The following is a 26119-nucleotide window of genomic DNA, read 5'->3' on the forward strand; positions in this document are numbered from 1 at the left end:
CGCCGGTCAGGACCGCGATGTCCTGCAGCATGGCCTTGCGGCGATCGCCGAAGCCCGGCGCTTGACGGCCGCGACCTTCAGCCGCCGCGCAGCTTGTTGACCACGAGCGTGGCCAGAGCCTCGCCCTCGACGTCTTCAGCGACGATGAGGAGCGGACGGCCCGACTGCACAACCGCTTCGAGCAGCGGCAGGATGGACTGAAGATTGGAGAGCTTCGCCTCGTTGATGAGGATGTAGGGGTTCTCCAACTCGACACGCATCTTGTCGGCATCGGTGATGAAGTAAGGGGAGAGGTAGCCGCGGTCGAACTGCATGCCCTCGACGACCTCGAGCTCGGTGTCGAGGCTCTTGGCTTCCTCGACGGTAATCACGCCGTCATTGCCGACCTTCTGCATGGCTTCGGCGATGAAACGGCCGATCTCTGCGTCGCCATTGGCCGAAATAGTGCCGACCTGGGCGATCTCGTCGTTGGAAGTTACCTTCTTGGCCTTCTCCTTCAGCGCCTCGACGACCTTGCCGACGGCGAGGTCGATGCCGCGCTTCAGATCCATCGGGTTGGAGCCGGCGGCGACGGACTTCGCGCCTTCCTTGACGATGGCCTGGGCGAGGACTGTGGCGGAGGTGGTGCCGTCGCCGGCCTCGTCGGCCGTCTTAGAAGCAACCTCGCGCACCATCTGGGCGCCCATGTTCTCGAACTTATCCTCGAGCTCGATGTCCTTGGCGACCGTCACACCGTCCTTGGTGATGCGGGGCGCGCCGAACGACTTCTCGAGGACGACATTGCGGCCCTTGGGGCCGAGCGTCACCTTGACCGCGTTAGCCAGAATGTCGACGCCGCGAAGCATCTTCTCGCGCGCGTCTTGGCCAAATTTCACATCTTTTGCAGACATGTGGTTTTCACTCCTTGAAACTTTGTCCGCTTGCCCCGCCCCGCGTTTGCGGCAGCGCTCAAGCGGCAGAACAGACTGCGATTGGCCGATCGGCCAGTCTCTTGCCTACGCGGCCTTCTTCTTCGAGGCGGTGGCTCCTTCGAGGACGCCGAGAATGTCGCTCTCCTTCATGATGAGAACGTCGTCGCCGTCGATCTTGACCTCTGTGCCCGACCATTTGCCGAACAGCACGCGATCGCCAACCTGGACGTCGAGCGGCTGAACCTGACCCTTGTCGTCGGCGCGCCCGGGCCCACGGCTACGACTTCACCCTGCTGCGGCTTTTCCTTGGCCGTGTCGGGAATGATGATGCCGCCAGCGGTCCGTTCGTCCTCATCGATCCGGCGCACAACGACGCGGTCATGCAATGGACGAAACTTCATCTTGCTTACTCCTCCAGAGAGATTGTCCAAAAATTGTCGTGAATCGAGGGCGTTACCCGAGAACCGGGTCCCTCTCGCACGCTATGTAGATGGGCTTCTTGGCACTTTCAAGGTGGGAGTGCCAAAAAATCAGCACTCCCTGTCGTGTGCTGCCAATATGCTGATATTGCTCAATAAATCGTCTGGACGAGGGTGCGGGACGGTCCTAGCATCGACGAGTCAAGAACGCGACGAAAATGGGGGACGAGAACCGATGGATCAGGCCTTCGCCAATCAAATGGCTGGGTATTCTCTCACCACGGCCGAAATTCTCTACCGCTTGCCCGACCACCGGGAGCTTCTGCAGAGCTACGTCTGGCAGGATTTCGATCTCGCGCCGCGCTTCCCGCGGCTCTCCGAGTTCCTGGATTTCTGGCGCACCAGTCTGGACGGGCCGCTCTACCGGGTGCGCGTGGCGCACAAGGCGCTGATCTCGCCCACGGAGTTCAGCTTCGTCGCGGGTGAATTACAGGTCCACTAGGGTCGCTAGTCCGGCATCCGCCGCTCGCCTTCATGCCCACACCATGGCAAGCTCCCAACCGCGCTAGGTGCGGTCGTGGGGCATTGGGAGGGGCGACATGTGGCGATTCATCAAAGGATTCTTTTCCGGCATTCTGATCGGGCTGGTGCTGGGCCTCGGCCTCGGCATCTTCTTCTTCCCGTACCTGTTCCCGCCGCCGGACGCGATGGAGACACTCAACCGCAATGAGGCGGGCGCGCTCGTCGCCAAGGGCACGTTCATCCACGCCAATCCGTCAGACCCCGTCCATTACGGCAAAGGCGACGTCAGCGTTTATCCGAAGACGGTGTTTCTCGGCCAAGACTTCGAGGTCGGGCCCGGCCCCGACTATCACGTCTATCTGGTGCCCAAGGCCGATATTCGGTCGTCGGACGACGTGAAGGATACGATGTACGTGGACCTCGGGCGTCTGCGCGCCTTCAAGGGCAGCCAGAACTACGCGATCCCCGCGGGCGTCAACCTCAAGGACTTTCCGTCCGTGGTCATCTGGTGTCAGCAATTCGGTGTGCTGATTTCGCCGGCGGACCTCACGTTCGAACAAGGCGCGTGATCCTCTCGAGCGGCTGAGACGTGCCGCTCGAAGCGAAAACTGGGACGCGAGAGCAAAATCTCGTTAACGGCCCTTAACGTTCTGGATAGGGCGCTCCTGTATCAAGCAAGTTCAACCTCTTCTAACGAGAGGCGATGATGGCTATCGATACTCTTTCGTCTGACGAACTCTGTGCGGCAATCGCCGAACTCGACCGCTGCAGCTACAACCACGATCAGTGGCTGGAGTCGCTGATGGGCACACTCGTTTGCGCCCTGCCGCCGGACGAGCGTGACATCGACGACAATCCCCATCGTAAGTGCCGCCTTGGCCAGTGGTATTACTCGGAGGCGAAGCAGCCTCTTGCCCTCTCGAACCGTCCGGGCTTTGCGGAACTCGGAACGGCGCATGAGCGGATGCACTGCTATGCGGCTGACATGTTGCGTTCCACCGCCGCCGGCGAGCGGGTCACGATTCAGCAGTACCAGCGCTTCATCGCCGCGCTCAAGAACATGCGACTGGAAATCGCCGCGCTGAGACAAGTCATGGAGGATGCGCTTCAGGCGGTCGATCCGTTGACGGGCGTGCCTGGACGGTTTGGCCTCCTGTCGAGACTGCGCGAGCAGCAAGCCCTCGTGGAGCGCTGCGCGCAATCCTGCTGTGTCGCGATGATGGATCTGGACCACTTCAAAGCCGTCAACGACGCGTTCGGACATGCCGCGGGCGACCATGTCCTGAAGGCGTGTACGCACCACATGGCGCGCGGCTTGCGGCCTTACGATCAGCTGTTCCGGTATGGCGGCGAAGAGTTCGTGGTCGTGATGCCTGAGACCACGATCGAAGAGGGGTTGGCCATCATCGATCGGCTCCGTGGTGAGCTCGCGGGCGTTCCCCAAGATATCGGGTCAGACGAGCCTGTTCACGTGACGGCCTCTTTTGGCGTCACGCGCCTTGAGCCGGGTGTTTTGGTGGAGACATCCATCGCCCGCGCCGACGAGGCGCTTTACGCCGCGAAAGCCGCGGGGCGAAACCGAGCGCTCGTCTGGGATCCAGCCATGGACGGCCACCAGCCTGCGTCCTCGCGGAGTGCGTGAGGTGTGAAGCGCTGCCGGGCCGAAGCGTCCTAGGGCCGGCGCGTCAAGCGCCTGCGACACCCCGGCGTACAGCAGGCGGGAGCCTGGGGCTCAGCGGAGACATTCCGACAGATGATCGTCTTCATCGAGGCGATCGATCTCCATGCCCTTGAAGTCGTTTCGGGAGACGACCCCGAAAATCGTGTGGTTCTCCACCACGGGAAGGTGGCGGATGCCCCGGTCGCTCATGGTGCGCAGGGCGTCGACGGCGCTGGCCGCGGGACGCGCGGTCACAGGGTTGGGCGTCATCGCTTCGATCAGGGGCGTGGCGTCGGCGCTCTTGCCTTCGGCAAGTACGCGTACGGCATCGCGGCCGGTGAAAATGCCGATGAGCCGGCTGTCTTGATCGATCACGAGGACCGACCCCTTGCGACGCTCCCACATGCACTGGCAGGCTTCCCGGACTGGTGCATGCTCCCTGAGTGCCAGGAGCCTCTGGTCCCCCAAGATGTCGGCGAGCCTTCTGTTGGTCATGGTGCCCTCCAATCTTCAGGAACCGAGGAGGCTAGCACGTTTTGCGGCTGCGACACATTGATGCGGAACAAGGTGCGGGTACTGCCTAATGCCACAGTCGGCGACAGCAGCCCCAGCCGGCTGTGCCGCCGACGATGGGCCAAACGCTAGGATCTCCGCGCTCTCAGGGATGCTCACTCTGGTTCGAGAGAAATTCAGCCAGCGTGTCGTAGACGAGGCGGATGCGGCGGCTTGTGTAGAGCTCCCGGTGCGCGACGAGCCAGGTCGGAAACCTCATGGGCGCCATGTCCGGAAAGACGGGTTCCATGCCCGGTGTCCTGGCGGCGACGGCGGCGGCCATGAGGCACATGCCGAAGCCCTGGCGCGCCATCTCCCACATGACGAGGGCGCAGTCTGTGCCGAACCGGAAGTTCTCCCGTGCGGGCGAGATGCCGAACCGGCCGAGATAGTTCACCATCTCCTGCTGGTTGTTGCTGCCGATGAAGTAGTGCCCCTCCAGGTCCGCCGGCGAGCGGGGGCGTCCGTACTTGCTGAGATAGCGCTTCGACGCGTAGAGGCTGCCGTCGCTTTCGTTGACGAGCCGCCCGACAAGGTCCGGCTCATGCGGGCGCACATGGCGGATCGCGATATCGGCCTCGCGCCGCCTCAAATCGCGCAGCTCGTTCGAGGCGACGATATCGATTTCCAGGTTGGGCGCGAGTTCGTGCAGGCGCTCGATGACGGGCGGCAGGAAGTACACCGCATACATGTTCGTCGCGGTCACCCGGACCACGCCGTCGATGGCCTGGCTGTGTCCGGACGCTGCCAGCGAGACGCGGTGTGCCGCGTCGCCCATGACCCGGACATGATCGAGAAGCTCAAGGCCCGAAGGGGTCAGTTCGAGCGTGCGGCCGATCCGTTGAAACAGCATGACGCCGAGATCCTCCTCGAGCGCCGCGACCTGACGGCCAAGAGTCGGCTGCGTCAGCCCCAGGACCCGGGCCGCGCCGGAGAACGAGCCTTCCTCGGCGGTCGCGAGAAAGGCACGGACCTGATTCCAGTCGAAGGAGATGGCCTGCCAGTTCATGCAAATTTGCATACACAAACTGCGAATTTTGACAATTCACATTTCAGATTTGCATGGCACTCTGCGTTCACGAAAGGAGCCCATTCATGGTTCACGCAGCACAGTTCTGGGACGCCCAGGCGGAGAAATATTCAAAACAGCCGATCGCGAACGAGGCGGCCTATAACGCCACGCTCGATCGTACGCGGTACTACCTGGACGAGGATCAGCGCGTCTTGGAAGTGGGTTGCGGAACGGGCAGCACGGCGCTGCGTCTCTGCGACAACGTCCGCGAATATGTGGGCAGCGATGTCTCCAGCGGCATGATCCGCATCGCGAGCGAGAAGGCCTTCGAAAAGGGCGCGCGCAATGTCGCCTTCAAGACCGCAGCCGTCGGCGAGATCGCCGATAAGAACACGCCGTTCGATGCGGTTCTCGGCTTCAACCTCTTGCACTTGCTGCCGACGCTCGACGAGGACTTGAAACGGATCGCCTCCGTGCTGAAGCCCGGCGGTCTGTTCATCTCCAAGACCTTTTGCGGCCTCGGTCCCAAGGCGCCGCTGAAGTGGCGGCTGATGAAGATCGTTCTGCCGATCCTGCAGGCTCTGGGAAAGGCGCCCTATGTCCGGTTCCAACGCGAGGCGGAACTCAGGGAGCAGATCGAGGCGCACGGATTCGAGATCCTCGAGACGCGGCACTTCGTGACCGATGTCTCCGTGCCCTTCATCGTCGCGCGCAAGCTCGCCTGATCTCATCAGGCGCCAGGTCTCCTACTGACGCCAAGTGTGTTCCTGACGCCCAGTGTCTTTGCGTTAAAAAAATAGCCGGGTTCAGGCCCGGCTATTTTCATATTCGCGATGAGGCATGTGCGCCGCTAGCGCGCTTCCGTTGCGGCTTCGCGGTGCGGGCCGAAATCGTATTCGTAGATGTGCGCGTGTTCCTTCTCCAGAACCGGCCGCAGATCCGCGAACGCATCCTTGTATTTGTAGAAGGGGATGCGCGGGAACAGGTGATGGATCAGGTGGAAGTTCTGGAACAGGTAGAGCCAGTCCACGACCGGCTCGATGATCTTGCCGTGCACCCAGAAGACGTTCGTGTCGCGATAGCGTTCGCGCACCTTGTGCGGCTTATGGGGCAGATAGGCGAAGAAGTAGATGATGAGCGCCGACGCGAAAATGTGCGGCAGGACCCACAGCATCAGAACTTCGCGCCAATAGCCGATCACGCAGAGCCCGATGATGACCGCGTAGTAGAGGCCGTTCATCAGGGCGATTTGGATCGAGAGGCTGCGCATGCCCGGGACCTGCGGATGGAAGGCAATGTGGCGCCAAAAATAGTTGTGGTAGACGAACACGATCGTCAGACAACGCCAAACGAGCAGGAACGGGTTGTTCACCGCGACCCAATGGTCGGGATCGAGCTCCGGATCGTTCGTCTCCCGGTGATGCGCCAGATGCATGTAGCGGAAGGCCTTGTATTCGTGCAGCAGGATCGTGCCGCACACATAGCCGACGAGATGGTTCAGCCATAGATAGCGAGAGTGCTTGCCGGCGATATTGCCGTGGCAGGCCTCATGCAGCGGCGTCTGATCCGCGTAGAGAATGAGGCTGTTGAGGATCAGTCCGAGCCAGAGGGGGATGATGCCGAGCGTTCCCAGCGTGCACACGGCCACGAACGATGCCACGATGCCGATCGCCAGAAACACGGTCGGCCAGGCCACCATGCCTTGATAGGGCCGGATCTTCTTTAGGGCTTCTCGGTCTGCTGGGGCGTTTGGCTGGTCGCGGGAGATTTCAGTGATCGCGGGTTCGGCGACAACGGAAACGGACATGGGCTGCAACAGTCCTCGGATTCTTGAGCTTCGATTTTTTCTAACACCGTCAAGACGGTAGTCGCGGCGTTGCGATACGACTTTGCGTCAAGACAACAAAACACGGCGGCTGGCAACAAAATATGGCAAGCCGCGCTGAACGCGTTCGGACACGTTCGTAATTTTGGGCCGTGACGGCATCGCGTTCAAGACGCAATGAATGTCAGTGTCATTAAGGGTTGATGAAAAGAAACCAGCAAACCAAATCAGCACGTTAGTGCGATCTCGATTGGCGCAAGCCGTGCCGCGCACGGCCCCGCGGGAAATTCCATGTGGCGCGCCTGCAACAGCCCGCCGGCTGTGGTCCGGCGGGCTGTGCTGCATCAATCGATATGGGTTCAACCGATGGATCTAGCGGCAGAAATGCTCGTATCCGTCGTAGCCGACAAAAGTCCCCGACCGAGGATTGAAGCTCCGGTAGCGGGACGAGCAGTAGGCATACCAATCCTGCGTCCAGGGCTCCGGACGGTAGCCCACGGGCCGCGCCGGCGGGGTCACGTAGACCTCCTTGGGGGTAAGCGCGCTGCCGATCACCGCGCCGGCGGCAAGGCCGACAAGTCCGGCGCCGAGCGCGTTGATATTGCTGCCGCCGCCACGACGGCCGTAATAGTTGTTCTGGACGTAGGGACCGCCGGGGCCGCCCCGCCAACCCTTGCCATGACCGTGGCCATGGCCGCGTCCGGCTTCCGCCGGAGCCGCCGCCACCAGAGCGAAGACTGCGACGAGCGCAGCGACAAATGCAAAATACGATTTCCGACCCATCATGTCTGTTCCTCGGATGTGGCGCCGTTGCCTCCGGGCGCCGTGAAGGTTGAAAGACCCCCCAGATCCGTGGGGCAATCTGCCCCCCGTTCATGGCACTCTAGGGGCGGACACATGAACCTGGCCTGAACGTTGGCGGGCTGGCTAAGTTCCCTTGCGGGCAAGAAAAAACCGCCGGGCCCCGTGTGGGGCCGGCGGTTCTCTAAAGCCTGCTGGCGCTTCTTAGAAGCGCGCGGCGATATGCAGTTGGGCAGTCCTAGGCGCTATTGCGCAGCCTGGATGTTCGCTGCCTGCTTGCCGCGGCCGCGGCGGTCGTCCTCGATCTCGAAGGAGACTTTGTCGCCTTCGTTCAGGGGCGGCATGCCAGCGCGCTCCACAGCGGAAGCATGAACGAACACGTCCTTGCCGCCGTCTTCCGGCTCGATGAAGCCGAAGCCGCGAGTGTGATTGAAGAATTTGACGGTGCCATTGACACGAGACATTTCGGGGGAGTCCTTTCCCGTTCGCTAGTTTTAAAATAACGGGCCACATGACCCCTTCGCTTGAGGCGTTCTCTAAGGAGTCCCCCAAGGAAGAAGCCCATGGCGTCTTCAGATGTCAGGAAAGGGTCGTGCTCTTGGCTACGTTCGTCGCTTACCGTCGTCTTCGTCCACGCCCAACAGCAGGCGCCCGGTGCCCCTAAACATGCGGCATTCTGGCACTTTTGGCAAGCGTTTTTGAGCCGCTCCCAGGCCGCTGACCCTTGCGGGCAAAGGGTTTCCGGGGCGTTAACCAAAACCTGTACGGCAGATGAACGGCCCTCTCAGATTGGGTTCAGCCGCCCCTCACTAAACTGTTCCTACGACGCGCGGAAAGGACGCGCGCCGGTGCCAAGGAAGGGAACAGGTTATGGGGAACATCACGGGGAAGAAGATCGCAGGTTTCGCGCTGGCGTTTGTCGCTCTCGCAGCCATCGCGATCGCCGCCGGCATCCTCGCCGACGCCCAGGCCGCCAGCCAGTTCGCCGACAACACTCCGCTGATGTACGCCGGTATCCGGGGGTAGGGCGCCGCTAAGGCCACATGACCAGGGGTGGCATGGAGGACAGGATCGCGTCCACATTGCCGCCGGTCTTCAGCCCGAAGATCGTGCCCCGGTCGTAGAGCAGGTTGTACTCCACATAGCGCCCGCGCCGGATCAGCTGCTCGGTGCGGTCTTCCTCGGTCCAGGGTGTGCCGATATTGCGGGCCACCAGTTCCGGATAGATGCCGACAAAGGCCTTGCCCACGTCCTGGGTGAAGGCGAAGTCCGCCTCCCAGTCGCCCGTATCCAGATAGTCGTAGAAAATGCCGCCGATGCCGCGCGGCTCCTTGCGGTGCTTGAGGTAGAAATACTCGTCGCACCAGTCCTTGAAGCGTCGGTAATCGGCGGACGGCTGGCCCTCGCAAGAGGCCTTCATGGCCGCATGAAAATCCAACGCATCCGGGTCCTCCTGGACGCGCCGCCGGTTCAGCACGGGGGTGAGGTCGCCGCCGCCGCCGAACCAGCCCTTCGAGGTCACCACCATGCGCGTGTTCATGTGGCCCGTGGGGGCGTTGGGATTGGTCGGGTGAGCGATGAAGGACATGCCGCTCGCCCAAAAACGGGGATCCTCTGCCGCGCCCGGGATCTGGCCCGCGAACTCCTTCGGGAATTCTCCGTGGACTGTGGATGTGTGGCAGCCGACCTTCTCGACACGCGGCCCGACATCAGGGACATGACCCCGCCGCCGCCTTCCTCGCGGGTCCACGGGGTGCGGGTGAAGCGGCCGGCCTCTTTGCCCTCGCAGCCGGGCGCCCCTTCGGCCGCATCCTCGACGGCTTCGAGCGCGGCCAGCATGCGGTCGCGCAGCTCCTCGAACCAGCGGCTCGCCCGGTCCTTATTGGCTTCGAAGTTGTTCTTCGACGTGGGTTTTTCCGATCCTTGCGCGTCCATGACTTCCCGTTCGATGACGTTTTCTTCTTGCATGATCCATCTACCTTACCGGTTCGTATCCGTCACATGGATGCATCATGTCGTTGCCACCATTGGCGCCCCCTTGATCTTCATCAGGAATTACCTGCGCCAATTTGACCACTGTGTCTGCTGGACAACATCCCACCGCAATGACAGAAAACCGCCATGAATCGCGTTGCACCGCAGCGCGTGGCTGGGCAATAACAAGCCTGCGGCACGCTGGGTGCCCTTTTGTTGGGCAACAACAGAATTTCGGCACGCACCGTGCCATAACTAAGAGAGCCGAGAGGCTGGGCTTTTGCTCTCTTCGGCTCCATCAAATTAGGAGCGTTTGGCTTCATGGCCAATTCAGACAGTTCCACCGATCCTTCCTTTGTAGATGACGACGATCCGTCCCGGCGCGACGTGATCCTGATCGGCGCCGGGGCCTTTGCGGCCATTGGCGGCGCGGCCGTATTGTGGCCCTTGCTCGATCAGATGAACCCCGATGCCTCGACTCTGTCGCTGGCCTCGATCGACGTGGACCTTGCGCCTGTCGAAGAAGGCCAGGCCATCACGGTCATGTGGCGCGGCAAGCCGATCTTCATCCGCCATCGCACGGCCGAGGAAGTCGAGGCGGCCAAGGACGTGAAGCTGAGCGAATTGCCCGATCAGTTGGCGCGCAACGCCAATCTGGCGGACACGGCGCCCGCGACCGACACGAACCGGGCCGCGACCGACAAAGAGCCCTGGCTCGTCATGATCGGCATCTGCACCCATCTCGGCTGCATTCCGCAAGGCCAGTCGGTCGGCTCGTACAAGGGCGAGTATGGCGGCTGGTACTGCCCCTGCCATGGTTCGCAGTACGACACGGCGGGCCGCATTCGCAAAGGTCCGGCGCCGGAGAACATGTACATCCCGCCTTACGCCTTCACCTCTGACACCAAAATCAAGATCGGATAGGGCGGATCATGGCGCACGAATCGACTTACAAGCCCTCGACCGGCATTGAGCGCTGGCTCGACACGCGTCTGCCCGTTCCGCGGCTGATGTACGACCAGTTCGGGGTCTTCCCGATGCCGCGCAACGTCAACTATTGGTGGACGTTCGGCGCGATCCTGAGCTTCATGCTGGCCGTGCAGATCGTGACGGGCATCGTGCTCGCCATGCACTATGTGCCGACCACGGACGGTGCGTTCGAGTCCGTCGAGAAAATCATGCGCGACGTGAACTGGGGCTGGCTGCTGCGCTACACGCACGCCGTCGGCGCCTCCATGTTCTTCTTCGCCGCCTTCGTCCATACGTTCCGCGGGCTCTATTACGGGTCCTACAAGGCGCCGCGCGAGATCCTGTGGATGCTCGGTGTGCTGATCCTGTTCCTGATGATCGCGACGGCCTTCATGGGCTACTCGCTGGTCTGGGGTCAGATGAGCTTCTGGGCGGTGACGGTGATCACCAACCTGTTCACCTCGCTTGACACCCTGATCCCGGGGCTCGGCACGACGCTGGTGCAGTGGATCTGGGGCGGGTTCTCGGTGGGCGAGCCGACGCTGAACCGGCTCTTCGCGCTCCACTATCTGTTCCCGTTCATCATCGCGGGCGTCGTGGTTCTGCACATTTGGGCGCTGCATATTCCGGGCAGCAACAATCCCACGGGCGTGGACGTCAAGACGAAGGCCGACACGCTGCCGTTCCATCCTTACTTCACCATCAAGGATGGCTTCGCGGTCGTGCTGTTCTGCCTTCTGTTCGGTGTGTTCCTGTTCTACGCGCCGAACTATCTCGGTCACACGGACAACTACATCCCGGCCAACCCGCTGCAGACGCCGCCGCACATCGTGCCCGAATGGTACTTCCTGCCGTTCTACGCGATTTTGCGGGCCATTCCCGACAAGCTGCTCGGCGTCATGGGCCTGATCGGCGCGATCGTGGTGCTGTTCTTCATTCCGTGGCTCGACACGTCGCGCATCCGCTCCGTCAGCTACCGGCCGATCTTCAAATGGTTCTTCTGGCTGTTCGTGATCTGCTGCATCGCGCTCGGCTATTTCGGCTCGCAGGCGCCGGAAGGCTGGAAGCTTCTTTGGGGGCGCATCTGCACCTTCTACTACTTCGCCTTCTTCCTGATCATCATGCCTGTCGTCGGACTGATCGAGAAACCGAAGAGGCTGCCGGGCAGTATCACCTCGTCGGTGCTCGGAAAGAAGGATACGAGCGCCAGCGGGGGGACTGCGTGATGCGGAACGTCATGAAACTGTTTGCCGCCATTGCGGTTCTCGCCATCGCGCTTCCCGGCATCACCCATGCCGCAGATGACGGCCATGGCACGGCGATAGAAGCGCAGGAGTGGTCGTTCGGGCCGCCCTTCGGTCACTTCGACCGGGCGCAGCTGCAGCGCGGCTACAAGGTCTATCAGTTCGTCTGCGCGAACTGCCACTCGATGGACCTGCTGTCCTACCGCAATCTCGGGCAGCCGGGCGGTCCTCAGTTCTCGGAAGCGGCGGTCAAGGCGCTCGCGGCCCAGGCCCAGATCTCGGACGGCCCCAACGACAAGGGCGAGATGTTCCTGCGTCCGGCCAAGCCATCCGATCGCTTCAAGGCGCCCTATGCGAACGAGCAGGCCGCTCGTAACGCCAATGGCGGGGCTCTTCCGCCGGACCTGTCGGTCATCGCCAAGGCGCGCCCCGGCGGGCCGGACTATCTCTACGCGCTGATGACCGGTTACGAGGACGCGCCGCACGACATGAAGATGAGCAAGGGCATGCATTACAACGCTGCCTTTCCGGGTCATCAGATTGCCATGCCGAGCCCGCTGTCGGACGGCGTCGTGGAGTACACGGACGGCACCGAGCCCACGGTCAAGAACTACGCGAAGGACGTGTCCGCCTTCCTGATGTGGGCGGCCGAGCCCACGCTGGAACAACGCTACAAGACCGGCGCGCGGATCATGATCTTCCTGATCGTCTTCGCGGTGATCATGTTCCTCGCAAAGAGGGTGGTCTGGGCCCCGATCCACAGGCGCGACCACGCGGCTCAGCACGCAGCCAAGACCGCAGCCAAGACCGATACCTAGGACGCGATCGATGCTGCGGGCGCTCGTCTTTTTCTGGATCGCGCTCGTCAGCTTCGCGGCCGTCGCTCAAGACGACGGCGAGAACGGTGGTGAGCCCGCGCCCGACGGCATGGTGCTGCTCACCGTCGGCGGACTGGTGGGCAAGACCAATCGCAGGGCGTTCGATGAGAACCGCGACAGCGCGCTGGCCAAGCTGAAGGTCGATTTCAAGAACGCGTTTGCCTTCGACCGGAAGATGCTGCTCGCGCTGCCGCAAGGGACGGTCACGGCTCTAACCCCGGAGCTCGGAAGCGAGGCGGTCTTCAAGGGGCCGTTTCTGCAAGACGTCCTGGTCGAGATCGAAGCCGCCAAGGTCAAGACGCGCTTCGTCGCGACGGACGGGTACAGCGGCTATCTCTTGCCTGAAGACATAGACGGATCGGACTATATTCTCGCGCTCGAGGCCGACGGGAAGCCCCTCGGCCTGAACGGGCAGGGGCCGCTCTGGCTCATGAACACGCGCAAAGAGGGCGAAACAGTCGGAAAAGACAATCGCGGCAGCCATGTCTGGGCCTTGGTCTACATGCATGTAGGCGACTGAGTTTGGCCGGACCCAGGGTAGGGCAGGGGGCAGGGCAAAACACCGCCGCATCTTCATTCACCGAGAGGGACGTATGACAAAAGCAGTGCTCGGCATTATCGGCGGGTCGGGTCTCTATGACCTGCCGGGACTTGAGAACGTGCGTGAGGAGCGCATCGAGAGCCCTTGGGGAGATCCGTCGGGCGCGCTCCGGTTCGGCGACATCGGCGGCCTGCCGATCGTCTTCCTGCCCCGTCACGACAAGGGGCACCGCCTGTCGCCCACCGACATCAACTATCGTGCGAATATCGACGTCATGAAGCGGGCAGGGGTCACCGACCTCATTTCCCTGTCGGCCTGCGGCTCCTACAAGGAGGATCTGCCGCCGGGCACATTCGTGATCGTCGACCAGTTCGTGGACCGCACCCACAACCGCGCCACATCGTTTTTCGGCACGGGCTGCGTCGCCCATGTGTCCATGGCCCATCCCACCTCACCGCGGCTTCGCATGCGCATCGCCGAAGCGGCCGAGGCCGAGTCCATCCCGTTCGTGCGCGACGGCACCTATGTGTGCATGGAGGGTCCCCAGTTCTCCACGCTGGCCGAGAGCCTCACCTACAAGGGGCTGGGCTATTCGGTGGTCGGCATGACGAACCTGCCCGAGGCGAAGCTCGCCCGCGAGGCGGAGCTCTGCTACGCGACCGTGGCCATGGTCACCGATTTCGATTGCTGGCATCCGGACCACGACGCGGTCACGGTGCAGGACATCATCCGCGTGCTCACGGCCAACGCGGAGAAGGCCGCGCGCCTCGTGGGCCGGCTCGCCCGCGACTTCCCGCGCGAGCACGAGTCTTGTCCCGCCGGCTCCGATCGTGCGCTCGACACCGCCATCATCACGGCGCCAGAAGCGCGCGACCCGGAGCTCCTAAAGAAGCTCGATGCGGTCGCCGGGCGTGTGCTGGGGAGTTGATCGCTGGAAGAGAACTCAGCAATGTTCTGAGTTATGAGACCAAAAAGCCATCAGACCGGTGACATCGGGGTGAACTTCATCGAGAAGGTCTTCCTCGAAGAGGGCTGGATAGTAAATCGAATTTATTCTGACTACGGAGAGGACCTATCTCTTCAGCCCGTATCGGAGGGCGCAGTCGAAAAGTGTAGAGTTTATGTCCAAGTTAAATCTGTTTCATCGAAGCGGGCTCGGAGAATCACTTTAAAAAGAGAAGATCTATTTATTTGGCAGTTTTCGTCAGAAATATTCATCGCAGTATGCTTTGTGATGGAATCTCAAGAGGCGCTATATTATTGGGTAAATGAGCACCAAGAGCCCTCTCAGTTTGCTGATCTTGATAAAAAAGCTTACTCATTGCCAATAAAAATAATGAAAACACTTGATACGTCAGCCATAAATAGGCTGAAATTTCTGTCTAGAGAAGTATACTACGAATCAACGCTCAGAAAATTATCTTCTTTTATTGAGGATAATAGAGGTTATGCGAAAAATAAACATAGACCGGATGTTCTTGCGGCGAAGCAAGCGTCCGTAAATGTGGCATGCAGGCTGCTTACAGATTATGGGGTTCTGTCGAATGTGGATGACGGATTTGCCCCAAGTAAGGTGTTCATAGAGGAGAATCTGTACAATATTGTAGAAAATTCCGTTGTTATGTGCCGAAGTATCAAGAAAAAACTTCCTAAGAGCAGTCTTTTCTGGGCAGCTAGGATAATAAATCATGTTTTTGAGCGAGATGGCTCGCGGGATATACCTTATGCTCTGGCTTGGTCTTTGGTAAATACGGTTGATGTCGTCGTAACTAGAGATGAAATATTTAAAGATATTGTCGCGGAGATGGTTGATTTCGCCCGAAGAGAGTTGCGTCACAAAAAAACATCAACGGTCACGGGCTGACCTAAGGAGAGACTACGAATGACTGCATCCACCGAAATCGACATCAAGTCCCTTGTGCGGACGATCCCGGATTACCCGAAGCCCGGCATCATGTTTCGCGACGTGACCACGCTGTTTGGTCACCCGTCCGGCTTCCGGGCGTCCGTCGAGCAGCTGGTGGCGCCGTTCCAGGATCAGCGGGTCGAGTCCGTCGCGGGCATCGAGGCGCGCGGGTTCATTCTGGGCGGGGCCGCGGCGGATCGCATGCATTGCGGCTTCGTGCCCATCCGCAAGAAGGGCAAGCTGCCGGCCAAGGCGATCGGTCAGGAATACGAACTCGAATACGGTGTCGATGTCATCGAGATCCATGAAGACGCGCTGAGCCCCGGCGAACCGGTGCTGCTGGTGGACGATCTGATCGCCACGGGCGGAACAGCCGTCGCGGCCGTGGAACTGCTGCGTCAGCTCAAGGCCGAAGTCGTCGGCGCCGCGTTCGTCATCGATCTGCCGGATCTCGGCGGCAGTGCACGCCTCACCGAGCTTGGCGTGCCGTGCCACACGCTGATGGCGTTCGAGGGCGACTAAGGCCAAGAACCACTTGGGGCTCTACGGACTTCGGCAGGTGTGCTAAGGCGGTTCCATGAATATCGACGGCAAACCGTATCGCACCATCTGGCTCGGCAGCGATGGCATCTCCGCGGAGATCATCGACCAGACCAAGCTTCCTTTTGCGCTTGAGATCGTCACGCTACGCACGCTCGAGGACGCTGCCCTCGCCATCTCCAGCATGCAAGTGCGCGGCGCGCCGTTGATCGGTGCGACGGCAGCCTATGGCGTCGCGCTGGCCATGCGGGAGGATGCCTCCGATGCGGGTCTTGCTAAAGCCTGCGACGTGCTGGCCGCCACACGGCCGACGGCCGTGAATCTGCGCTGGGCGCTCGATGAAATGGTGGCCGAGCTTCAGCCAATGCCGGAGGCGGCCCGCGTTGCCGGTGCGTTCGCTCGGGCGGCGGAGATCTGCGACCAGGATGTCGAGACCTGCCGTAAGATCGGCGAGCATGGGATGGGGCTGATCGAGGCTCACGCCGAACGCAAGAAGGGCAAGACGGTCAACATCCTCACCCATTGCAACGCCGGCTGGCTTGCCACCGTGGATTGGGGAACGGCGCTCGCGCCGATCTACCAGGCTTTCGACAAGGGAATTTCCGTCCATGTCTGGGTCGACGAGACCCGGCCGCGCAATCAAGGCGCGTCCCTGACGGCGTTCGAGCTGGGCGCGCATGGAGTGCCGCACACGATCGTCGCCGACAACACCGGCGGCCATCTGATGCAGGCGGGTCTCGTGGATCTGTGCATCGTGGGCACGGACCGCACCACGGCCAATGGCGACGTCGCCAACAAGATCGGAACTTACCTGAAGGCGCTCGCTGCCAAGGACAATGGCGTTCAGTTCTTCGTCGCCCTGCCGCACTCGACCATCGACTGGACGCTCGACGACGGACGCGAGATTCCCATCGAGCAGCGCGACGCCAGCGAGGTCACCCACATGACCGGGCAATTGCCCGATGGCGAGGTGGCGACTGTCGCGATCGCACCGCCGGGGTCGTCCGCCGCCAACTACGCCTTCGACGTCACTCCGGCGCGGCTCGTCACGGGCTTCATCACCGAGCGCGGCGTGACGCCGGCCTCGCGTGAGGGGCTGTCTCTATTATATTCGAGGCAGGAGGCGCCGTCGACGTGGCCCGTTGAGGGCCGGTAGTCCGCCGCGAGGAGGGCGAAGATGGAGCCGCACGATCTCATGGCCGACGCGATCCATTTCGGGATCGCCGTGCTGCTCGGTGCCCTTGTCGGTATCGAACGCGAGAAGCATCGCCGCGAGCGCAAATCGAAGACCGAGCAGACGGCGGGCTTGCGGACCTTCATCCTGTTCGCACTCCTGGGCGCCTGCACGGCCTGGCTCGCCCGGGTCTTCGACTCCTATTGGATCGTGGCGGCGGGTCTTCTGATCACGGGCGCCTTCGTGGTGGCAGGCTACATCGCGACGACGCGCGGGCAGCAGGAGGCCGTGGGCCTTACCACCGAGGTGGCTGCCGTCATCGTCTTCGTGCTCGGGGCGATCGACATGCTGGGCGGTACCGAAATCGCCATCGCGTTGGCCGTCATCACCACAGCGGTCCTTGCCTATAAGGATCCGATGCATGGGTTCGTGAAGCAGCTCGGCTGGGACGATGTCTATTCCGGACTGCAGCTGCTGATCGCGACCTTTATCGCCTTGCCGCTCCTCCCCGATAAGCCGATCGATCCTTGGGGCGCGCTCAACCCGTACGAGCTCTGGCTCCTGGTCATCCTGATCTCCGGCCTGTCGCTGGTCGGCTACGCAATGACACGCTGGCTCGGTCCCGGAAAGGGCGCGCTACTGACCGGGTTTGCCGGCGGCCTCGTGGCGTCCACCGCGGTGACCGTATCGTTCGCCCGCGAGGCGCGGACCAACCCCGCCAATACAATGGCCTTCGCCAGCGGGATATTGGTGGCGTGGGCGGTCATGTTCGTGCGCGTTCTCGTGGTGGTGGCGGTCGTCAACCGCGCGCTCCTCGGGCCGATCTTCGTACCGTTCGCGGCGATGGCCTTGGTGGCGGCGGGGGGCGCAGGCCTCATCTATCTGCGCCGGCATCGGAATGGAAAGGACGTTAGCGCGCGGGAAGACTTGCGCGTGACCAACCCTTTCAGCGTCACGTCGGCGGTGAAGTTCGCGGCGTTCTTTGCGGTGGTGCTGGTCGCGGTCAAGATCGCGCAGGAGAATTTCTCCGACAGCGGCGTTTACGCTGTGGCGGCGCTCGCGGGGCTGACGGACGTGGATGCGATCACTCTTTCGATGGCGGAGCTCGCCAAGACGGGAAGTGCACATGTGGCCGTGATCGCCATCGTCATCGCGTCCTTGGTCAACACGGCGGTCAAATGCGGGATCGCCTTCGTGCTCGGCGGCGTCGCGCTCGGCAAGCCGCTTCTCTTGGCGATCTTCGCGATGCTGATCGCCGGTCTTGCGAGCGTGCTGCTGATGTGACCGCCGGCGTGGACAGCAAAAAACGCGGCGCCTTAAAGGGCACCGCGTTTCTTCGAAACCACAATCCTATGCGGCGGGCCTTCTAGATACCCACATAGACGCCGACACGGGGCCCGCGCCAATAGCGCCGGCCATAGTAGGGGTAGCGGGGTCCGTAATAGGGACGGCCGTAATAGCGATAAGGCCGATAGTAGGGCCGCCGGGAATATCGGTAAGGCCGGTAGTAGGGACGCCGGTAATAGTACCGCCGCTTATACCACCGCCGGACCGGCACCACTTCCGATGCCGTCGCTGGGCTGTATTTCAGTACCGCAGCGGCTGGCGTAGCCGATGCGGGTTTGGGGCTGGCCACAATGAATATGGCGAGAAGCCCCGCTAGGGTCGTGAAGAGAACTGAGCGCATGAGATATACCTCGCGATCTTTGTGACCCTTCCTCGTAGACCTATAGGGTGGGCCTCCATCGCCCAAAAGGGAAGCCCAAAGCGTTGAATTTCACGAATCTTTTGAAATTGCGGGGCTGTCTCAGACGCGTCCGGGCGCGAGTCCGCGCGCGCGGAAACCCATCGCAAAACCTGCGTCGCTCAGGCCGGTTTCGGGCTATGCCAGCACCATCACGGCCATGAAGCCAAGCGTGACCGCGGCGGCCATTGGCGCCATCCAGCCCAGCAATTGGAACTCTGCCGCCCGAAGCTCTTTCAGCGCCGCACCATGGTTTCCGGCGGGCTGAGCACTGGCGGCCGTCAAGAGCGAGGCAGAATGCTTGGCGTGCCATTTCGGCCCAGGCCCGCGCATGTAGTGCCGCTCCGGCTTGTATGCGTCCAGGAATCTCCCCACGACGATGTCTCCCTCATCCCTAAGCGCCCCTTATGGTCTGATTATCCAGCCGAATTTGTTTCGAATCCGTATCGTCCTGGGGCGAAAATGAGGATTCTCGCGTCCACCCGATCCTTTTCGGCCAGGGCATGGGCCGGGGGGCGGGAAATTTGAGTTCTCGTCTTGCCGGGATGGCGGAAACTTGCCACAACCCGCGCCATGAAGAGCCAATGGAATGACGACGAAGCGAAGCGCGCGGTCGAGGTCTATGCGCCGACGGCGTCAACGAGGACATCGCTCTTCGCGTCTACACGACCCGCCTGATCGGCCGCGACCCGCTGCTGGTTCTGCATGGCGGTGGCAACACGTCCGTGAGACCCGCGCGGTCGACGATCTCGGCCAGGAGCACGACGTCATCGCGGTGAAGGGCTCCGGCGCCGACATGGCGGAAATCGAGCCTTGGGGACTTCCCACCGTGAAGCTCGGTCCCTTGCGGGAGATGCGCGCGCTCGATGCACTCTCCGACGAGGCCATGGTCAACACCCAGCGGCTCAACCTTCTGAATGCCTCCGCGCCCAACCCGTCCGTCGAAACGCTGCTGCACGCTTTCCTGCCGCACAAATTCGTGGACCACGCCCATGCGGCGGCGGTCCTGTCGCTGGTCGATCAGCCCGACGGCGTGGCTTTGGCCCGCGAGGTCTATAACGGGCGCATGGGGATCGTCCCCTACATCGCGCCCGGCTTCGACCTTGCCAAAGCGGCTGCCGATGTCTTCGACGAGAAGCCCGATGTGGAAGGGATGATCCTGCACAAGCACGGGATCTTCACGTTCGGCGACACGGCGCAGGACGCCTATGAGCGCATGATCGAGATGGTCTCGCTTGCGGAGAGCCGCCTGCGCCAAGGCCGGCCCGTCGTGTTCCAGGGCGCGCATCTTCCAGCGGCGCCGGCGAGCGCCGCGGAGATCGCGCCGATCCTGCGCGGCGCGTGCGCCATCCACCGTCCGGGGCAAGAGCCGACGCGTTTCATCGCCGAGTTGCGGTCCAGCCCCGCCGTCCTCGACTACGTAAACGGAGCCGAACTCACCTCCTACAGTCAGCGCGGCGTGGTGACGCCCGACCACATCATTCGGACCAAGAATAAGCCGCTTGTCGTGCCGGCGCCCGAGTCCGGAAAACTCGACGCGTTTACCCAGTTCGTTGAGGCGGCAGTCGAGACTTACGTGGCGGAGTACGACCTGTATTTCGCGCGGGAGAATGAGGCCGCCGGCGGGACCAAGACCAAGCTCGATCCCATGCCACGCGTCATCCTCGTGCCGGGGGTCGGTCTGTTCGGGCTCGGCCGGTCGGCGAAGGACGCGGCTATCGCCGGGGATCTCGCCGAGAACACGGTTCGAGTCATCACCGACGCCGAGGCCATCGGCCGTTACGAGCCGCTGCCCGAGAGCGATCTGTTCGCCCTCGAATATTGGAGCCTGGAGCAGGCCAAGCTCGCCAAACAAGTGGTCAAGCCGCTCACGGGCCAGGTGGCCGTGGTGACGGGCGCCGGTGCGATCGGCACGGCGACGGCCAAGGCGCTCGCCGGCGACGGGGCCGCGGTTGCCGTCCTCGATGTGGATGGCGACGCTGCCGCCGAGGCCGCGCGCGCCGTCAAGGGTATCGGCATCGCTTGCGACGTGACAAAGCCGGACGATGTGGCCCGCGCCTTCGAGGCTGTCTGCGCGCGCTTTGGCGGGGTCGATATCCTCGTGTCGAATGCGGGTGCAGCCTGGCAGGGACGCATCGGCGATGTTCCCGACGAGGTCCTGCGCAAGAGCTTCGAGCTGAACTTCTTCGCGCACCAGACCGTGGCGCGCGAGGCGGTGGCCATCATGCAGAAGCAGGGCACGGGCGGTGCGCTTCTGTTCAACATCTCCAAGCAGGCCGTCAATCCGGGACAGAATTTCGGTCCCTACGGGCTGCCCAAGGCGGCCACCATGCTGCTGATGCGCCAGTATGCGCTGGACTACGGCGCGGACGGCATTCGCTCGAACGGCGTCAACGCGGACCGGATCAGAAGCGGGCTTCTGACGGACGAGATGATTGCCACGCGGTCGAAGGCGAGAGGCGTCACGGAGACGGACTATATGGCCGGCAATCTGCTCCACGCCGAGGTGACGGCCGACGATGTCGCCCAGGCGTTCCTGGCCCTTGCCAAAGCGCGCAAGACGACCGGCCATGTGGAGACCGTGGACGGCGGCAACATCGCGGCGGCGCTGCGCTAGCCAAAAAATCTCTGTACCCCCTAAAGGGACTATTAACCACAACAGTCGAAGCTGCGATCACCACGGGGTGTGTCGGGGCAATCCTGCGCGGGTGGGACCCGGTCGCACGCGATCGGCTTATTTGGCGGTAGTGGATTTGAGCTTTCAAATGGATCTCAGCAAGAAATTTTCTCTTTACTTCGGCGCCACGGCCTTGGTCGCCGTCATCGTGACGATCACCTTGCAGATGGTCGTCCCCGGTGTCGGCGGAGCCATACTGCTCGCGCTGTTCGTCGCTACGATACTGGGCGCCGGCGCCGGTTATTTGTGCGGGCGATCGCTTTCGCGAGCGCTTCGGGATCTCCATGCCGTCATCGAGCGTCTAACCAAGTGGGACACGGCCGGCGAGGTTCTCCATACAGGGCGCCGCGACGAGATCGGCGTCATGGCCAATGCGCTCAAAACGTTTCAGGCCGATGCCACAAGTTGGAGCGAATCCCACCAGAGCGAGCAGGACAGCCAGATCGAGGGGCGCCTTGCCTCGCAGCGGCGGACCGAAGAACTCATCCACCAGTTTCGCGGCTCCATCGCCGGCTTGCTCGGCGCGTTCGCCGACAGCGCACGGCAGATGGACGATACCGCACGGCTCCTGTCGAGCGTTGCCATCGACACGAACGACCGCGTCACCGTCGTGGCTTCGGCGTCCGACGAGGCCTCGGCGAATGTCCAGTCCGTGGCGGCAACGGCCGAGGAACTGGCCGTCTCCTTCAGCGATATCGGCACGCGTGTTTCCACCGCCAGCAAGATCGTCGACCAGGTGACCGAGAACGCGCGCATGGCCAACCACAAGGTTCAGAGCCTTACCGAAGCGGCGGAGCGGATCGGCGACGTTGTCGATCTCATCCAGGATGTTGCCGCGCAGTCCAATCTCCTGGCGCTGAACGCACGATCGAGGCGGCGCGTGCCGGTGAGGCCGGACGCGGGTTTGCCGTCGTCGCGGGCGAGGTCAAGACGCTGGCCGATCAGACGGCCAAGGCGACCGACGACATCAAGAAACAGATCGATGCGATCCGCTCTTCAACCCACAGCGCGGTCGAGGCCATGCAATCCATCGTGACCACGATGGGCGACGTGAACCAGAACACGCAAGAGATCGCCGGGGCCGTGCAGCAGCAATCGGCGGCGACCTCCGAGATTTCCCACAGCGTCCGTCAGGCGGCGCGCGGCACCGAGGATGTGGCCTCGCATATGCCGGACGCACCAAGGCCGTGGATGAGACGAACCAGTCCGCGGCGCAGATGCTGCAGGTCAGCAAGGATCTCTCGCGTCATGGCGAGCAGCTCCGTCACACGGTCGAAAACTTCCTGCGCCGCGTTGCGGCCGCCGATGCGCTGAAAAACGCCAGCTGACGCCCGCGCGGCGCAGCACACAGTTTCCAGTACCGCGTAGGGCCGCCGGGGCTTTTTGTCCCGGCGGCTTTTGCGTTTGGCCCTGATGTCCCGGATGGGCTAGCGTCCGGTTTCAAAGTGGAGGTTTCCCCGTGGGCCGCATCTTCCGAGTTTTCCTATCCGGCGCCCTCGCGCTGCTGCCGATCATGGTCACGATCCTGGTCACCGCGTGGCTGGGATCGTTGGTGGCCACCTATGCGGGGCCTGGAAGTTTCCTCGGCAATCTCATCACCCATCTTGGGCTGAACCTGTCGGGCTCGTCGCATGTGGCCTATTTCATCGGGCTCGGCATCATTCTGGCGCTGATCTTCCTGCTGGGCCTCGCGGTGGAATCGGGCCTGCGAAACTGGATCTCCAACAGTTTCGACTGGTTCATGATGCGCATTCCGCTGGTTTCGAATGTCTACGACATCTCCAAGCGCTTCGTCTCGATGATGGACCGGGGCGACGGCGAGGACAGTTTGAAAGGCATGAGCCCCGTCTGGTGCTTCTTTGGCGGAGAGGGCAGCGCCGCCACTCTCGCTCTTATGCCCTCGCATGAGCCGGTGATCATCGGGGAGAGAACCTATTTGCCCGTGCTGGTGCCGTTTGCGCCGGTGCCCTTCGGCGGGGCGCTCGTCTACGTGCCTCAAGAGTGGGTCAAGCCGGCCGACGGCGGCGTCGAGAGGCTCGTGAATGTCTACCTGTCCATGGGCGTGACCCCGCCCAAGGGCATTCCGCCGGAGGGCGTGATCTTGGACGGCGAGACCGCGGAAGCGGCTGCCGGGGCCACGAAGGCCGCGCAGCCCAAGCGCCCCGCAAAGACCAAGGCGCAGGACGCGAGCAAGGCCTAGTTCGCGAAGCGGAAGTGCAGGACGTCGCCGTCCTTCACCACATACTCCTTGCCTTCGAGGCGTAGCTTGCCCGCATCGCGCGCGCCGGCCTCGCCGCCGAGATCGACATAGTCGTTGTAGGCGATCGTCTCTGCCCGGATGAATCCCTTCTCGAAATCGGTGTGGATCACGCCCGCCGCTTGCGGGGCGCGAGTGCCGCGCTCGATAGTCCAGGCGCGCGCTTCCTTAGGCCCCACCGTGAAATAGGTGAGGAGGTCGAGCAGCTTGTAGCCTTCCTGGATCAGCCGGTTGAGGCCCGGTTCCTCGAGGCCCAGATCGGCGAGATAGGACCGTCGCTCTTCGGCGTCGAGCTCCACCAGCTCGGATTCGATCTTGGCCGAGATCACGACGCAGCCGACATCTTCCTTGGTGGCGCGGGCCAAGACCGCTTCCGAGAGCGCATTGCCGTTTCCGGCCGAGGCCTCGTCCACGTTGCAGACATAAAGAACGGGCTTCGAGGTCAAGAGTCCGAGCGAATGGAATGCTTTGCGGTCTTCGTGATCCACGGCGGCGTAGCGCGCGGGCCTGCCTTCGCGCAGCACGACCAGGGCCCGTTCCAACAGCGCCAAGGTCTCCTTGGCTTCCTTGTCCTGGCCGCGAATCTTCTTTTCGAGCGCGGGCACGCGCCGCTCGAGGCTCTCGAGATCGGCCAGCATCAATTCCGTCTCGATGGTTTCCGCATCGGCGAGGGGGTCCACCTTGCCGTCGACGTGAACCACATCGGAATCCTCGAAGCAGCGCAGCACATAGGCGATGGCGTCGACCTCGCGGATATGGGCGAGGAACTGGTTCCCCAAGCCTTCACCTTGGGAGGCACCGCGGACGAGACCGGCGATGTCGACGAAGGTCAGGCGGGTCGGGATGGTCTGAGCGGAGCCTGCGATCTCCGAAAGCTTGGAGAGGCGCGGATCGGGGACCGGCACGTCGCCCACGTTCGGCTCGATTGTACAGAACGGGTAGTTGGCAGCCTGCGCCGCGGCGCTCTCGGTGAGAGCGTTGAAGAGGGTGGACTTGCCGACATTCGGCAGTCCCACGATGCCGCATTTGAATCCCATATCCTGCTCTGGCTCCTGTCGCGCCGTCCCGTCGTCTTTTCCGGGCTAGTCCGTTTCGCCTTGCGTTTCGTTTCCGGTGTCGTTCCGCATGAGGTCCCGCGTCTCATGGGCGACCTGGGTCTGAAACTTGTCCTTCTCGCCTTTGGCAAGGATGGGGGCCGCGTCCGACATCGCCGCAAGCACCGGCTCGAGCCACTCCATATCCGCCTTGGCGAAGTCGCGCATGACGTGACCGATGACACGTTCGCGGTGGCCGGGGTGACCGATACCGATCCGCACGCGCATATACTCGTTGCCCAGGTGCGCCGTGAGCGACTTGAGCCCGTTGTGGCCGGCGACACCGCCGCCGATCTTCACGCGCACCTTGCCGGGCGCCAGATCCAACTCGTCGTGGAAGGCGACCACATCGCTGACGGGAATCTTGTAGAAGCGCGCGGCTTCTCCCACCGAGCGCCCCGACTCGTTCATGAAGGTCTGCGGCTTGAGGAGAAGAACCTGTTCGCCGCCCAGCCGCCCTTCGCAGGTCAACCCCTGGAAGCGCTTGCGCCAAGCGGCGAATCCATGTGCGGCGGCCATGACGTCCACAGCCATGAAGCCGACATTGTGACGGTTGAAGGCGTATTGCGCCCCCGGATTGCCGAGGCCGACAAAGAGCTTCATCGCGTCGTCCCGTCTCGCGGCCCGAACGGCCCGTCAGACGAAGGAGAAGACTACTCCTTCGTCTCCTCGGCTTCTTCCGTCGGTTCCTCTTCGGCGCCTTCTTCCTCCTCGCCCGCATCGTCGCCACCGCGGCCCGCGATGGTCGCGACGGTGAAGTCGCGGTCGGTGATCGTGGGGACAGCGCCCTCAGGCAGCGTCACGGCCGAGATGTGGATGGAGTCGCCGATCTCCATTCCCGCCAGATCGATCTCGATCGCTTCGGGAATTTTGTCGGCCGGGCAGCGCAGAGAAATTTCGTGGCGCACCACGTTGAGCACGCCGCCACGCTTCAGGCCCGGGGACGCGCCTTCGTTGAGGAAGTGCACCGGCACGTCCACGTCGATCTCGGCGTTCTTCGCGAGCCGCAGGAAATCCACGTGGATCGGGAAGTCGCGGACCGGGTCGACCTGCACGTCGCGCGGGATGGCCCGGATCTTCGTGCCGTCCATGTCGAGCATGTAAACCGTGCTCTGGAAGTGACCGGTTTGAATCTGCTTGGAAACTTCCTTCGTCTCCAGAGCGATGTTGAGCGGCTCGTCGCTGCCGCCGTAAACGATGCCGGGAATGCGCCCTTCACGGCGAATTGCGCGCGCGCCACCGGTTCCGGTGCGCCCTCGCGACCACGCCTTGAGCTCGATCGCCTCAGCCATTTGATCCTCCGAACGTCTGAAATAGTGAGGGGCCGGAAACCGGCCCCCAGAATCGGGCGCGGCGCTCTGATCGTGGTCGCCGCGACGGAATTTGAGAGGCTTATAGCCTAAGGACACCTAAGAAGAC

Annotated in this window: 26 protein-coding genes and 5 pseudogenes; 18 read left to right on the forward strand and 13 right to left on the reverse strand. The window is 62.5% G+C overall.

Annotated elements, in window-relative coordinates; genetic code table 11:
- Window positions 1-890 (reverse strand): annotated as a pseudogene (gene groEL / locus AUC70_RS01595) (chaperonin GroEL); the annotation flags it as partial.
- 105 nt (window positions 891-995) lie between these two features.
- Window positions 996-1312, reverse strand: a pseudogene (gene groES / locus AUC70_RS01600) (co-chaperone GroES).
- Window positions 1313-1565: 253 nt separating this feature from the next.
- Here groES and AUC70_RS01605 point away from each other — a divergent pair.
- From AUC70_RS01605 to AUC70_RS01615, 3 genes are all read left to right on the forward strand, one after another.
- Window positions 1566-1832 (forward strand): usg protein, encoded by a 267-nt coding sequence (locus tag AUC70_RS01605; protein WP_069443295.1) that lies wholly within the window; start codon window positions 1566-1568, stop codon window positions 1830-1832.
- 97 nt (window positions 1833-1929) lie between these two features.
- Entirely contained in the window at window positions 1930-2421 is a 492-nt protein-coding gene (locus tag AUC70_RS01610) for a DM13 domain-containing protein (RefSeq protein ID WP_069443296.1), read from the forward strand.
- Window positions 2422-2555: 134 nt separating this feature from the next.
- Entirely contained in the window at window positions 2556-3494 is a 939-nt protein-coding gene (locus AUC70_RS01615; RefSeq protein WP_069443297.1) for a diguanylate cyclase, read from the forward strand.
- 90 nt (window positions 3495-3584) lie between these two features.
- On the opposite strand, the gene AUC70_RS01620 is transcribed toward AUC70_RS01615, so the two are convergent.
- Window positions 3585-4007, reverse strand: a complete 423-nt coding sequence (locus tag AUC70_RS01620) for a CBS domain-containing protein (protein ID WP_069443298.1) — start codon at window positions 4005-4007, stop codon at window positions 3585-3587.
- A gap of 163 nt (window positions 4008-4170) precedes the next feature.
- Window positions 4171-5073 carry a LysR family transcriptional regulator gene (locus tag AUC70_RS01625; protein WP_069443299.1) on the reverse strand — a complete coding sequence of 301 codons (903 nt, stop codon included), beginning with the start codon at window positions 5071-5073 and terminating at the stop codon, window positions 4171-4173.
- An 86-nt stretch (window positions 5074-5159) separates the two neighbouring features.
- Between AUC70_RS01625 and AUC70_RS01630 the strand changes: the two genes are divergently transcribed.
- A complete protein-coding gene (locus tag AUC70_RS01630; protein WP_069443300.1) occupies window positions 5160-5801 on the forward strand; it encodes a class I SAM-dependent methyltransferase in 642 nt (213 codons plus the stop codon).
- A gap of 125 nt (window positions 5802-5926) precedes the next feature.
- Here AUC70_RS01630 and AUC70_RS01635 read toward each other — a convergent pair whose 3' ends face one another.
- The 3 genes from AUC70_RS01635 to AUC70_RS01645 form a co-directional block, all read right to left on the reverse strand.
- Window positions 5927-6883 carry a fatty acid desaturase family protein gene (locus AUC70_RS01635; protein WP_069443301.1) on the reverse strand — a complete coding sequence of 319 codons (957 nt, stop codon included), beginning with the start codon at window positions 6881-6883 and terminating at the stop codon, window positions 5927-5929.
- 390 nt (window positions 6884-7273) lie between these two features.
- On the reverse strand, window positions 7274-7684 hold the full coding sequence (locus AUC70_RS01640) for a BA14K family protein (protein WP_069443420.1): 411 nt from the start codon (window positions 7682-7684) through the stop codon (window positions 7274-7276).
- A 263-nt stretch (window positions 7685-7947) separates the two neighbouring features.
- The gene (locus AUC70_RS01645; RefSeq protein WP_045368201.1) at window positions 7948-8166 is read right to left on the reverse strand and encodes a cold-shock protein; all 219 of its coding nucleotides are present in this window, start codon (window positions 8164-8166) and stop codon (window positions 7948-7950) included.
- 406 nt (window positions 8167-8572) lie between these two features.
- Here AUC70_RS01645 and AUC70_RS16960 point away from each other — a divergent pair, with 406 nt between their 5' ends.
- Complete coding sequence (locus AUC70_RS16960) at window positions 8573-8728, forward strand: hypothetical protein (protein ID WP_158007326.1); 156 nt, start codon at window positions 8573-8575, stop codon at window positions 8726-8728.
- 7 nt (window positions 8729-8735) lie between these two features.
- On the opposite strand, the pseudogene hemF reads toward AUC70_RS16960, so the two are convergent.
- A pseudogene (gene hemF / locus AUC70_RS01650) lies at window positions 8736-9637 on the reverse strand (oxygen-dependent coproporphyrinogen oxidase).
- A 360-nt stretch (window positions 9638-9997) separates the two neighbouring features.
- On the opposite strand from hemF, the gene petA reads away from it, so the two are divergent.
- From petA to AUC70_RS01690, 9 genes are all read left to right on the forward strand, one after another.
- On the forward strand, window positions 9998-10600 hold the full coding sequence (petA, locus tag AUC70_RS01655; protein WP_069443302.1) for a ubiquinol-cytochrome c reductase iron-sulfur subunit: 603 nt from the start codon (window positions 9998-10000) through the stop codon (window positions 10598-10600).
- A gap of 8 nt (window positions 10601-10608) precedes the next feature.
- Window positions 10609-11871, forward strand: a complete 1263-nt coding sequence (locus AUC70_RS16965; protein ID WP_069443303.1) for a cytochrome b — start codon at window positions 10609-10611, stop codon at window positions 11869-11871.
- A complete protein-coding gene (locus AUC70_RS16970) occupies window positions 11871-12707 on the forward strand; it encodes a cytochrome c1 (protein ID WP_069443304.1) in 837 nt (278 codons plus the stop codon). The genes AUC70_RS16965 and AUC70_RS16970 overlap by 1 nt, the downstream gene beginning before the upstream one ends.
- Before the next feature lie 10 nt (window positions 12708-12717).
- Complete coding sequence (locus tag AUC70_RS01670) at window positions 12718-13287, forward strand: hypothetical protein (protein ID WP_069443305.1); 570 nt, start codon at window positions 12718-12720, stop codon at window positions 13285-13287.
- 73 nt (window positions 13288-13360) lie between these two features.
- A complete protein-coding gene (locus tag AUC70_RS01675; protein ID WP_069443306.1) occupies window positions 13361-14236 on the forward strand; it encodes an S-methyl-5'-thioadenosine phosphorylase in 876 nt (291 codons plus the stop codon).
- A 69-nt stretch (window positions 14237-14305) separates the two neighbouring features.
- The gene (locus AUC70_RS15940) at window positions 14306-15172 is read left to right on the forward strand and encodes a DUF4365 domain-containing protein (protein ID WP_158007327.1); all 867 of its coding nucleotides are present in this window, start codon (window positions 14306-14308) and stop codon (window positions 15170-15172) included.
- Window positions 15173-15190: 18 nt separating this feature from the next.
- Entirely contained in the window at window positions 15191-15736 is a 546-nt protein-coding gene (locus tag AUC70_RS01680; RefSeq protein ID WP_069443307.1) for an adenine phosphoribosyltransferase, read from the forward strand.
- Between the two features lie 55 nt (window positions 15737-15791).
- On the forward strand, window positions 15792-16910 hold the full coding sequence (mtnA, locus tag AUC70_RS01685; RefSeq protein ID WP_069443308.1) for an S-methyl-5-thioribose-1-phosphate isomerase: 1119 nt from the start codon (window positions 15792-15794) through the stop codon (window positions 16908-16910).
- Between the two features lie 21 nt (window positions 16911-16931).
- On the forward strand, window positions 16932-18212 hold the full coding sequence (locus AUC70_RS01690; RefSeq protein ID WP_069443309.1) for an MgtC/SapB family protein: 1281 nt from the start codon (window positions 16932-16934) through the stop codon (window positions 18210-18212).
- Window positions 18213-18294: 82 nt separating this feature from the next.
- Here the strand turns inward: AUC70_RS01690 and AUC70_RS17330 are convergent, their stop codons facing one another.
- Both AUC70_RS17330 and AUC70_RS01695 read right to left on the reverse strand, forming a co-directional pair.
- A complete protein-coding gene (locus tag AUC70_RS17330; RefSeq protein WP_083241156.1) occupies window positions 18295-18615 on the reverse strand; it encodes a hypothetical protein in 321 nt (106 codons plus the stop codon).
- Between the two features lie 195 nt (window positions 18616-18810).
- Window positions 18811-19047 carry a hypothetical protein gene (locus AUC70_RS01695; RefSeq protein WP_069443310.1) on the reverse strand — a complete coding sequence of 79 codons (237 nt, stop codon included), beginning with the start codon at window positions 19045-19047 and terminating at the stop codon, window positions 18811-18813.
- 198 nt (window positions 19048-19245) lie between these two features.
- Between AUC70_RS01695 and AUC70_RS01700 the strand changes: the two are divergent.
- The 4 genes and pseudogenes from AUC70_RS01700 (at window position 19246) to AUC70_RS01710 (ending at window position 23549) form a co-directional block, all read left to right on the forward strand.
- Window positions 19246-21289 (forward strand): annotated as a pseudogene (locus AUC70_RS01700) (bifunctional aldolase/short-chain dehydrogenase).
- A 369-nt stretch (window positions 21290-21658) separates the two neighbouring features.
- A pseudogene (locus tag AUC70_RS15950) lies at window positions 21659-22450 on the forward strand (methyl-accepting chemotaxis protein); the annotation flags it as partial.
- Window positions 22451-22536: 86 nt separating this feature from the next.
- A complete protein-coding gene (locus tag AUC70_RS17690; RefSeq protein WP_244505455.1) occupies window positions 22537-22677 on the forward strand; it encodes a hypothetical protein in 141 nt (46 codons plus the stop codon).
- A gap of 131 nt (window positions 22678-22808) precedes the next feature.
- Entirely contained in the window at window positions 22809-23549 is a 741-nt protein-coding gene (locus tag AUC70_RS01710) for a DUF502 domain-containing protein (RefSeq protein WP_069443312.1), read from the forward strand.
- Here AUC70_RS01710 and ychF read toward each other — a convergent pair.
- Genes ychF through AUC70_RS01725 form a run of 3 tightly spaced genes read right to left on the reverse strand, consistent with a single transcriptional unit; the run spans window position 23546 to window position 25992 of the window.
- Window positions 23546-24643: a redox-regulated ATPase YchF gene (ychF, locus tag AUC70_RS01715; RefSeq protein ID WP_069443313.1), complete on the reverse strand. Its 1098-nt coding sequence runs from the start codon at window positions 24641-24643 to the stop codon at window positions 23546-23548. The genes AUC70_RS01710 and ychF overlap by 4 nt on opposite strands.
- A 45-nt stretch (window positions 24644-24688) precedes the next feature.
- On the reverse strand, window positions 24689-25303 hold the full coding sequence (pth, locus tag AUC70_RS01720; RefSeq protein WP_069443314.1) for an aminoacyl-tRNA hydrolase: 615 nt from the start codon (window positions 25301-25303) through the stop codon (window positions 24689-24691).
- Window positions 25304-25353: 50 nt separating this feature from the next.
- The gene (locus AUC70_RS01725; RefSeq protein WP_069443315.1) at window positions 25354-25992 is read right to left on the reverse strand and encodes a 50S ribosomal protein L25/general stress protein Ctc; all 639 of its coding nucleotides are present in this window, start codon (window positions 25990-25992) and stop codon (window positions 25354-25356) included.
- Window positions 25993-26119 lie beyond the last annotated feature (127 nt).

Source organism: Methyloceanibacter stevinii (assembly GCF_001723355.1).
Lineage (GTDB): Bacteria > Pseudomonadota > Alphaproteobacteria > Rhizobiales > Methyloligellaceae > Methyloceanibacter > Methyloceanibacter stevinii.

Coding starts and splice junctions, on each gene's coding strand:
- AUC70_RS01615 (WP_069443297.1), top strand. CDS start 2,556: ATGATGGCTATCGATACTCTTTCGTCTGACGAACTCTGTGCGGCAATC.
- AUC70_RS01690 (WP_069443309.1), top strand. CDS start 16,932: ATGGAGCCGCACGATCTCATGGCCGACGCGATCCATTTCGGGATCGCC.
- AUC70_RS01610 (WP_069443296.1), top strand. CDS start 1,930: ATGTGGCGATTCATCAAAGGATTCTTTTCCGGCATTCTGATCGGGCTG.
- AUC70_RS01605 (WP_069443295.1), top strand. CDS start 1,566: ATGGATCAGGCCTTCGCCAATCAAATGGCTGGGTATTCTCTCACCACG.
- AUC70_RS16960 (WP_158007326.1), top strand. CDS start 8,573: ATGGGGAACATCACGGGGAAGAAGATCGCAGGTTTCGCGCTGGCGTTT.
- AUC70_RS01725 (WP_069443315.1), bottom strand. CDS start 25,992: ATGGCTGAGGCGATCGAGCTCAAGGCGTGGTCGCGAGGGCGCACCGGA.
- AUC70_RS01635 (WP_069443301.1), bottom strand. CDS start 6,883: ATGTCCGTTTCCGTTGTCGCCGAACCCGCGATCACTGAAATCTCCCGC.
- AUC70_RS16970 (WP_069443304.1), top strand. CDS start 11,871: ATGCGGAACGTCATGAAACTGTTTGCCGCCATTGCGGTTCTCGCCATC.
- AUC70_RS01620 (WP_069443298.1), bottom strand. CDS start 4,007: ATGACCAACAGAAGGCTCGCCGACATCTTGGGGGACCAGAGGCTCCTG.
- ychF (WP_069443313.1), bottom strand. CDS start 24,643: ATGGGATTCAAATGCGGCATCGTGGGACTGCCGAATGTCGGCAAGTCC.
- AUC70_RS01645 (WP_045368201.1), bottom strand. CDS start 8,166: ATGTCTCGTGTCAATGGCACCGTCAAATTCTTCAATCACACTCGCGGC.
- AUC70_RS16965 (WP_069443303.1), top strand. CDS start 10,609: ATGGCGCACGAATCGACTTACAAGCCCTCGACCGGCATTGAGCGCTGG.
- AUC70_RS01630 (WP_069443300.1), top strand. CDS start 5,160: ATGGTTCACGCAGCACAGTTCTGGGACGCCCAGGCGGAGAAATATTCA.
- petA (WP_069443302.1), top strand. CDS start 9,998: ATGGCCAATTCAGACAGTTCCACCGATCCTTCCTTTGTAGATGACGAC.
- AUC70_RS01625 (WP_069443299.1), bottom strand. CDS start 5,073: ATGAACTGGCAGGCCATCTCCTTCGACTGGAATCAGGTCCGTGCCTTT.
- pth (WP_069443314.1), bottom strand. CDS start 25,303: ATGAAGCTCTTTGTCGGCCTCGGCAATCCGGGGGCGCAATACGCCTTC.
- AUC70_RS01670 (WP_069443305.1), top strand. CDS start 12,718: ATGCTGCGGGCGCTCGTCTTTTTCTGGATCGCGCTCGTCAGCTTCGCG.
- AUC70_RS17330 (WP_083241156.1), bottom strand. CDS start 18,615: ATGCGCTCAGTTCTCTTCACGACCCTAGCGGGGCTTCTCGCCATATTC.
- mtnA (WP_069443308.1), top strand. CDS start 15,792: ATGAATATCGACGGCAAACCGTATCGCACCATCTGGCTCGGCAGCGAT.
- AUC70_RS01680 (WP_069443307.1), top strand. CDS start 15,191: ATGACTGCATCCACCGAAATCGACATCAAGTCCCTTGTGCGGACGATC.
- AUC70_RS01640 (WP_069443420.1), bottom strand. CDS start 7,684: ATGGGTCGGAAATCGTATTTTGCATTTGTCGCTGCGCTCGTCGCAGTC.
- AUC70_RS01675 (WP_069443306.1), top strand. CDS start 13,361: ATGACAAAAGCAGTGCTCGGCATTATCGGCGGGTCGGGTCTCTATGAC.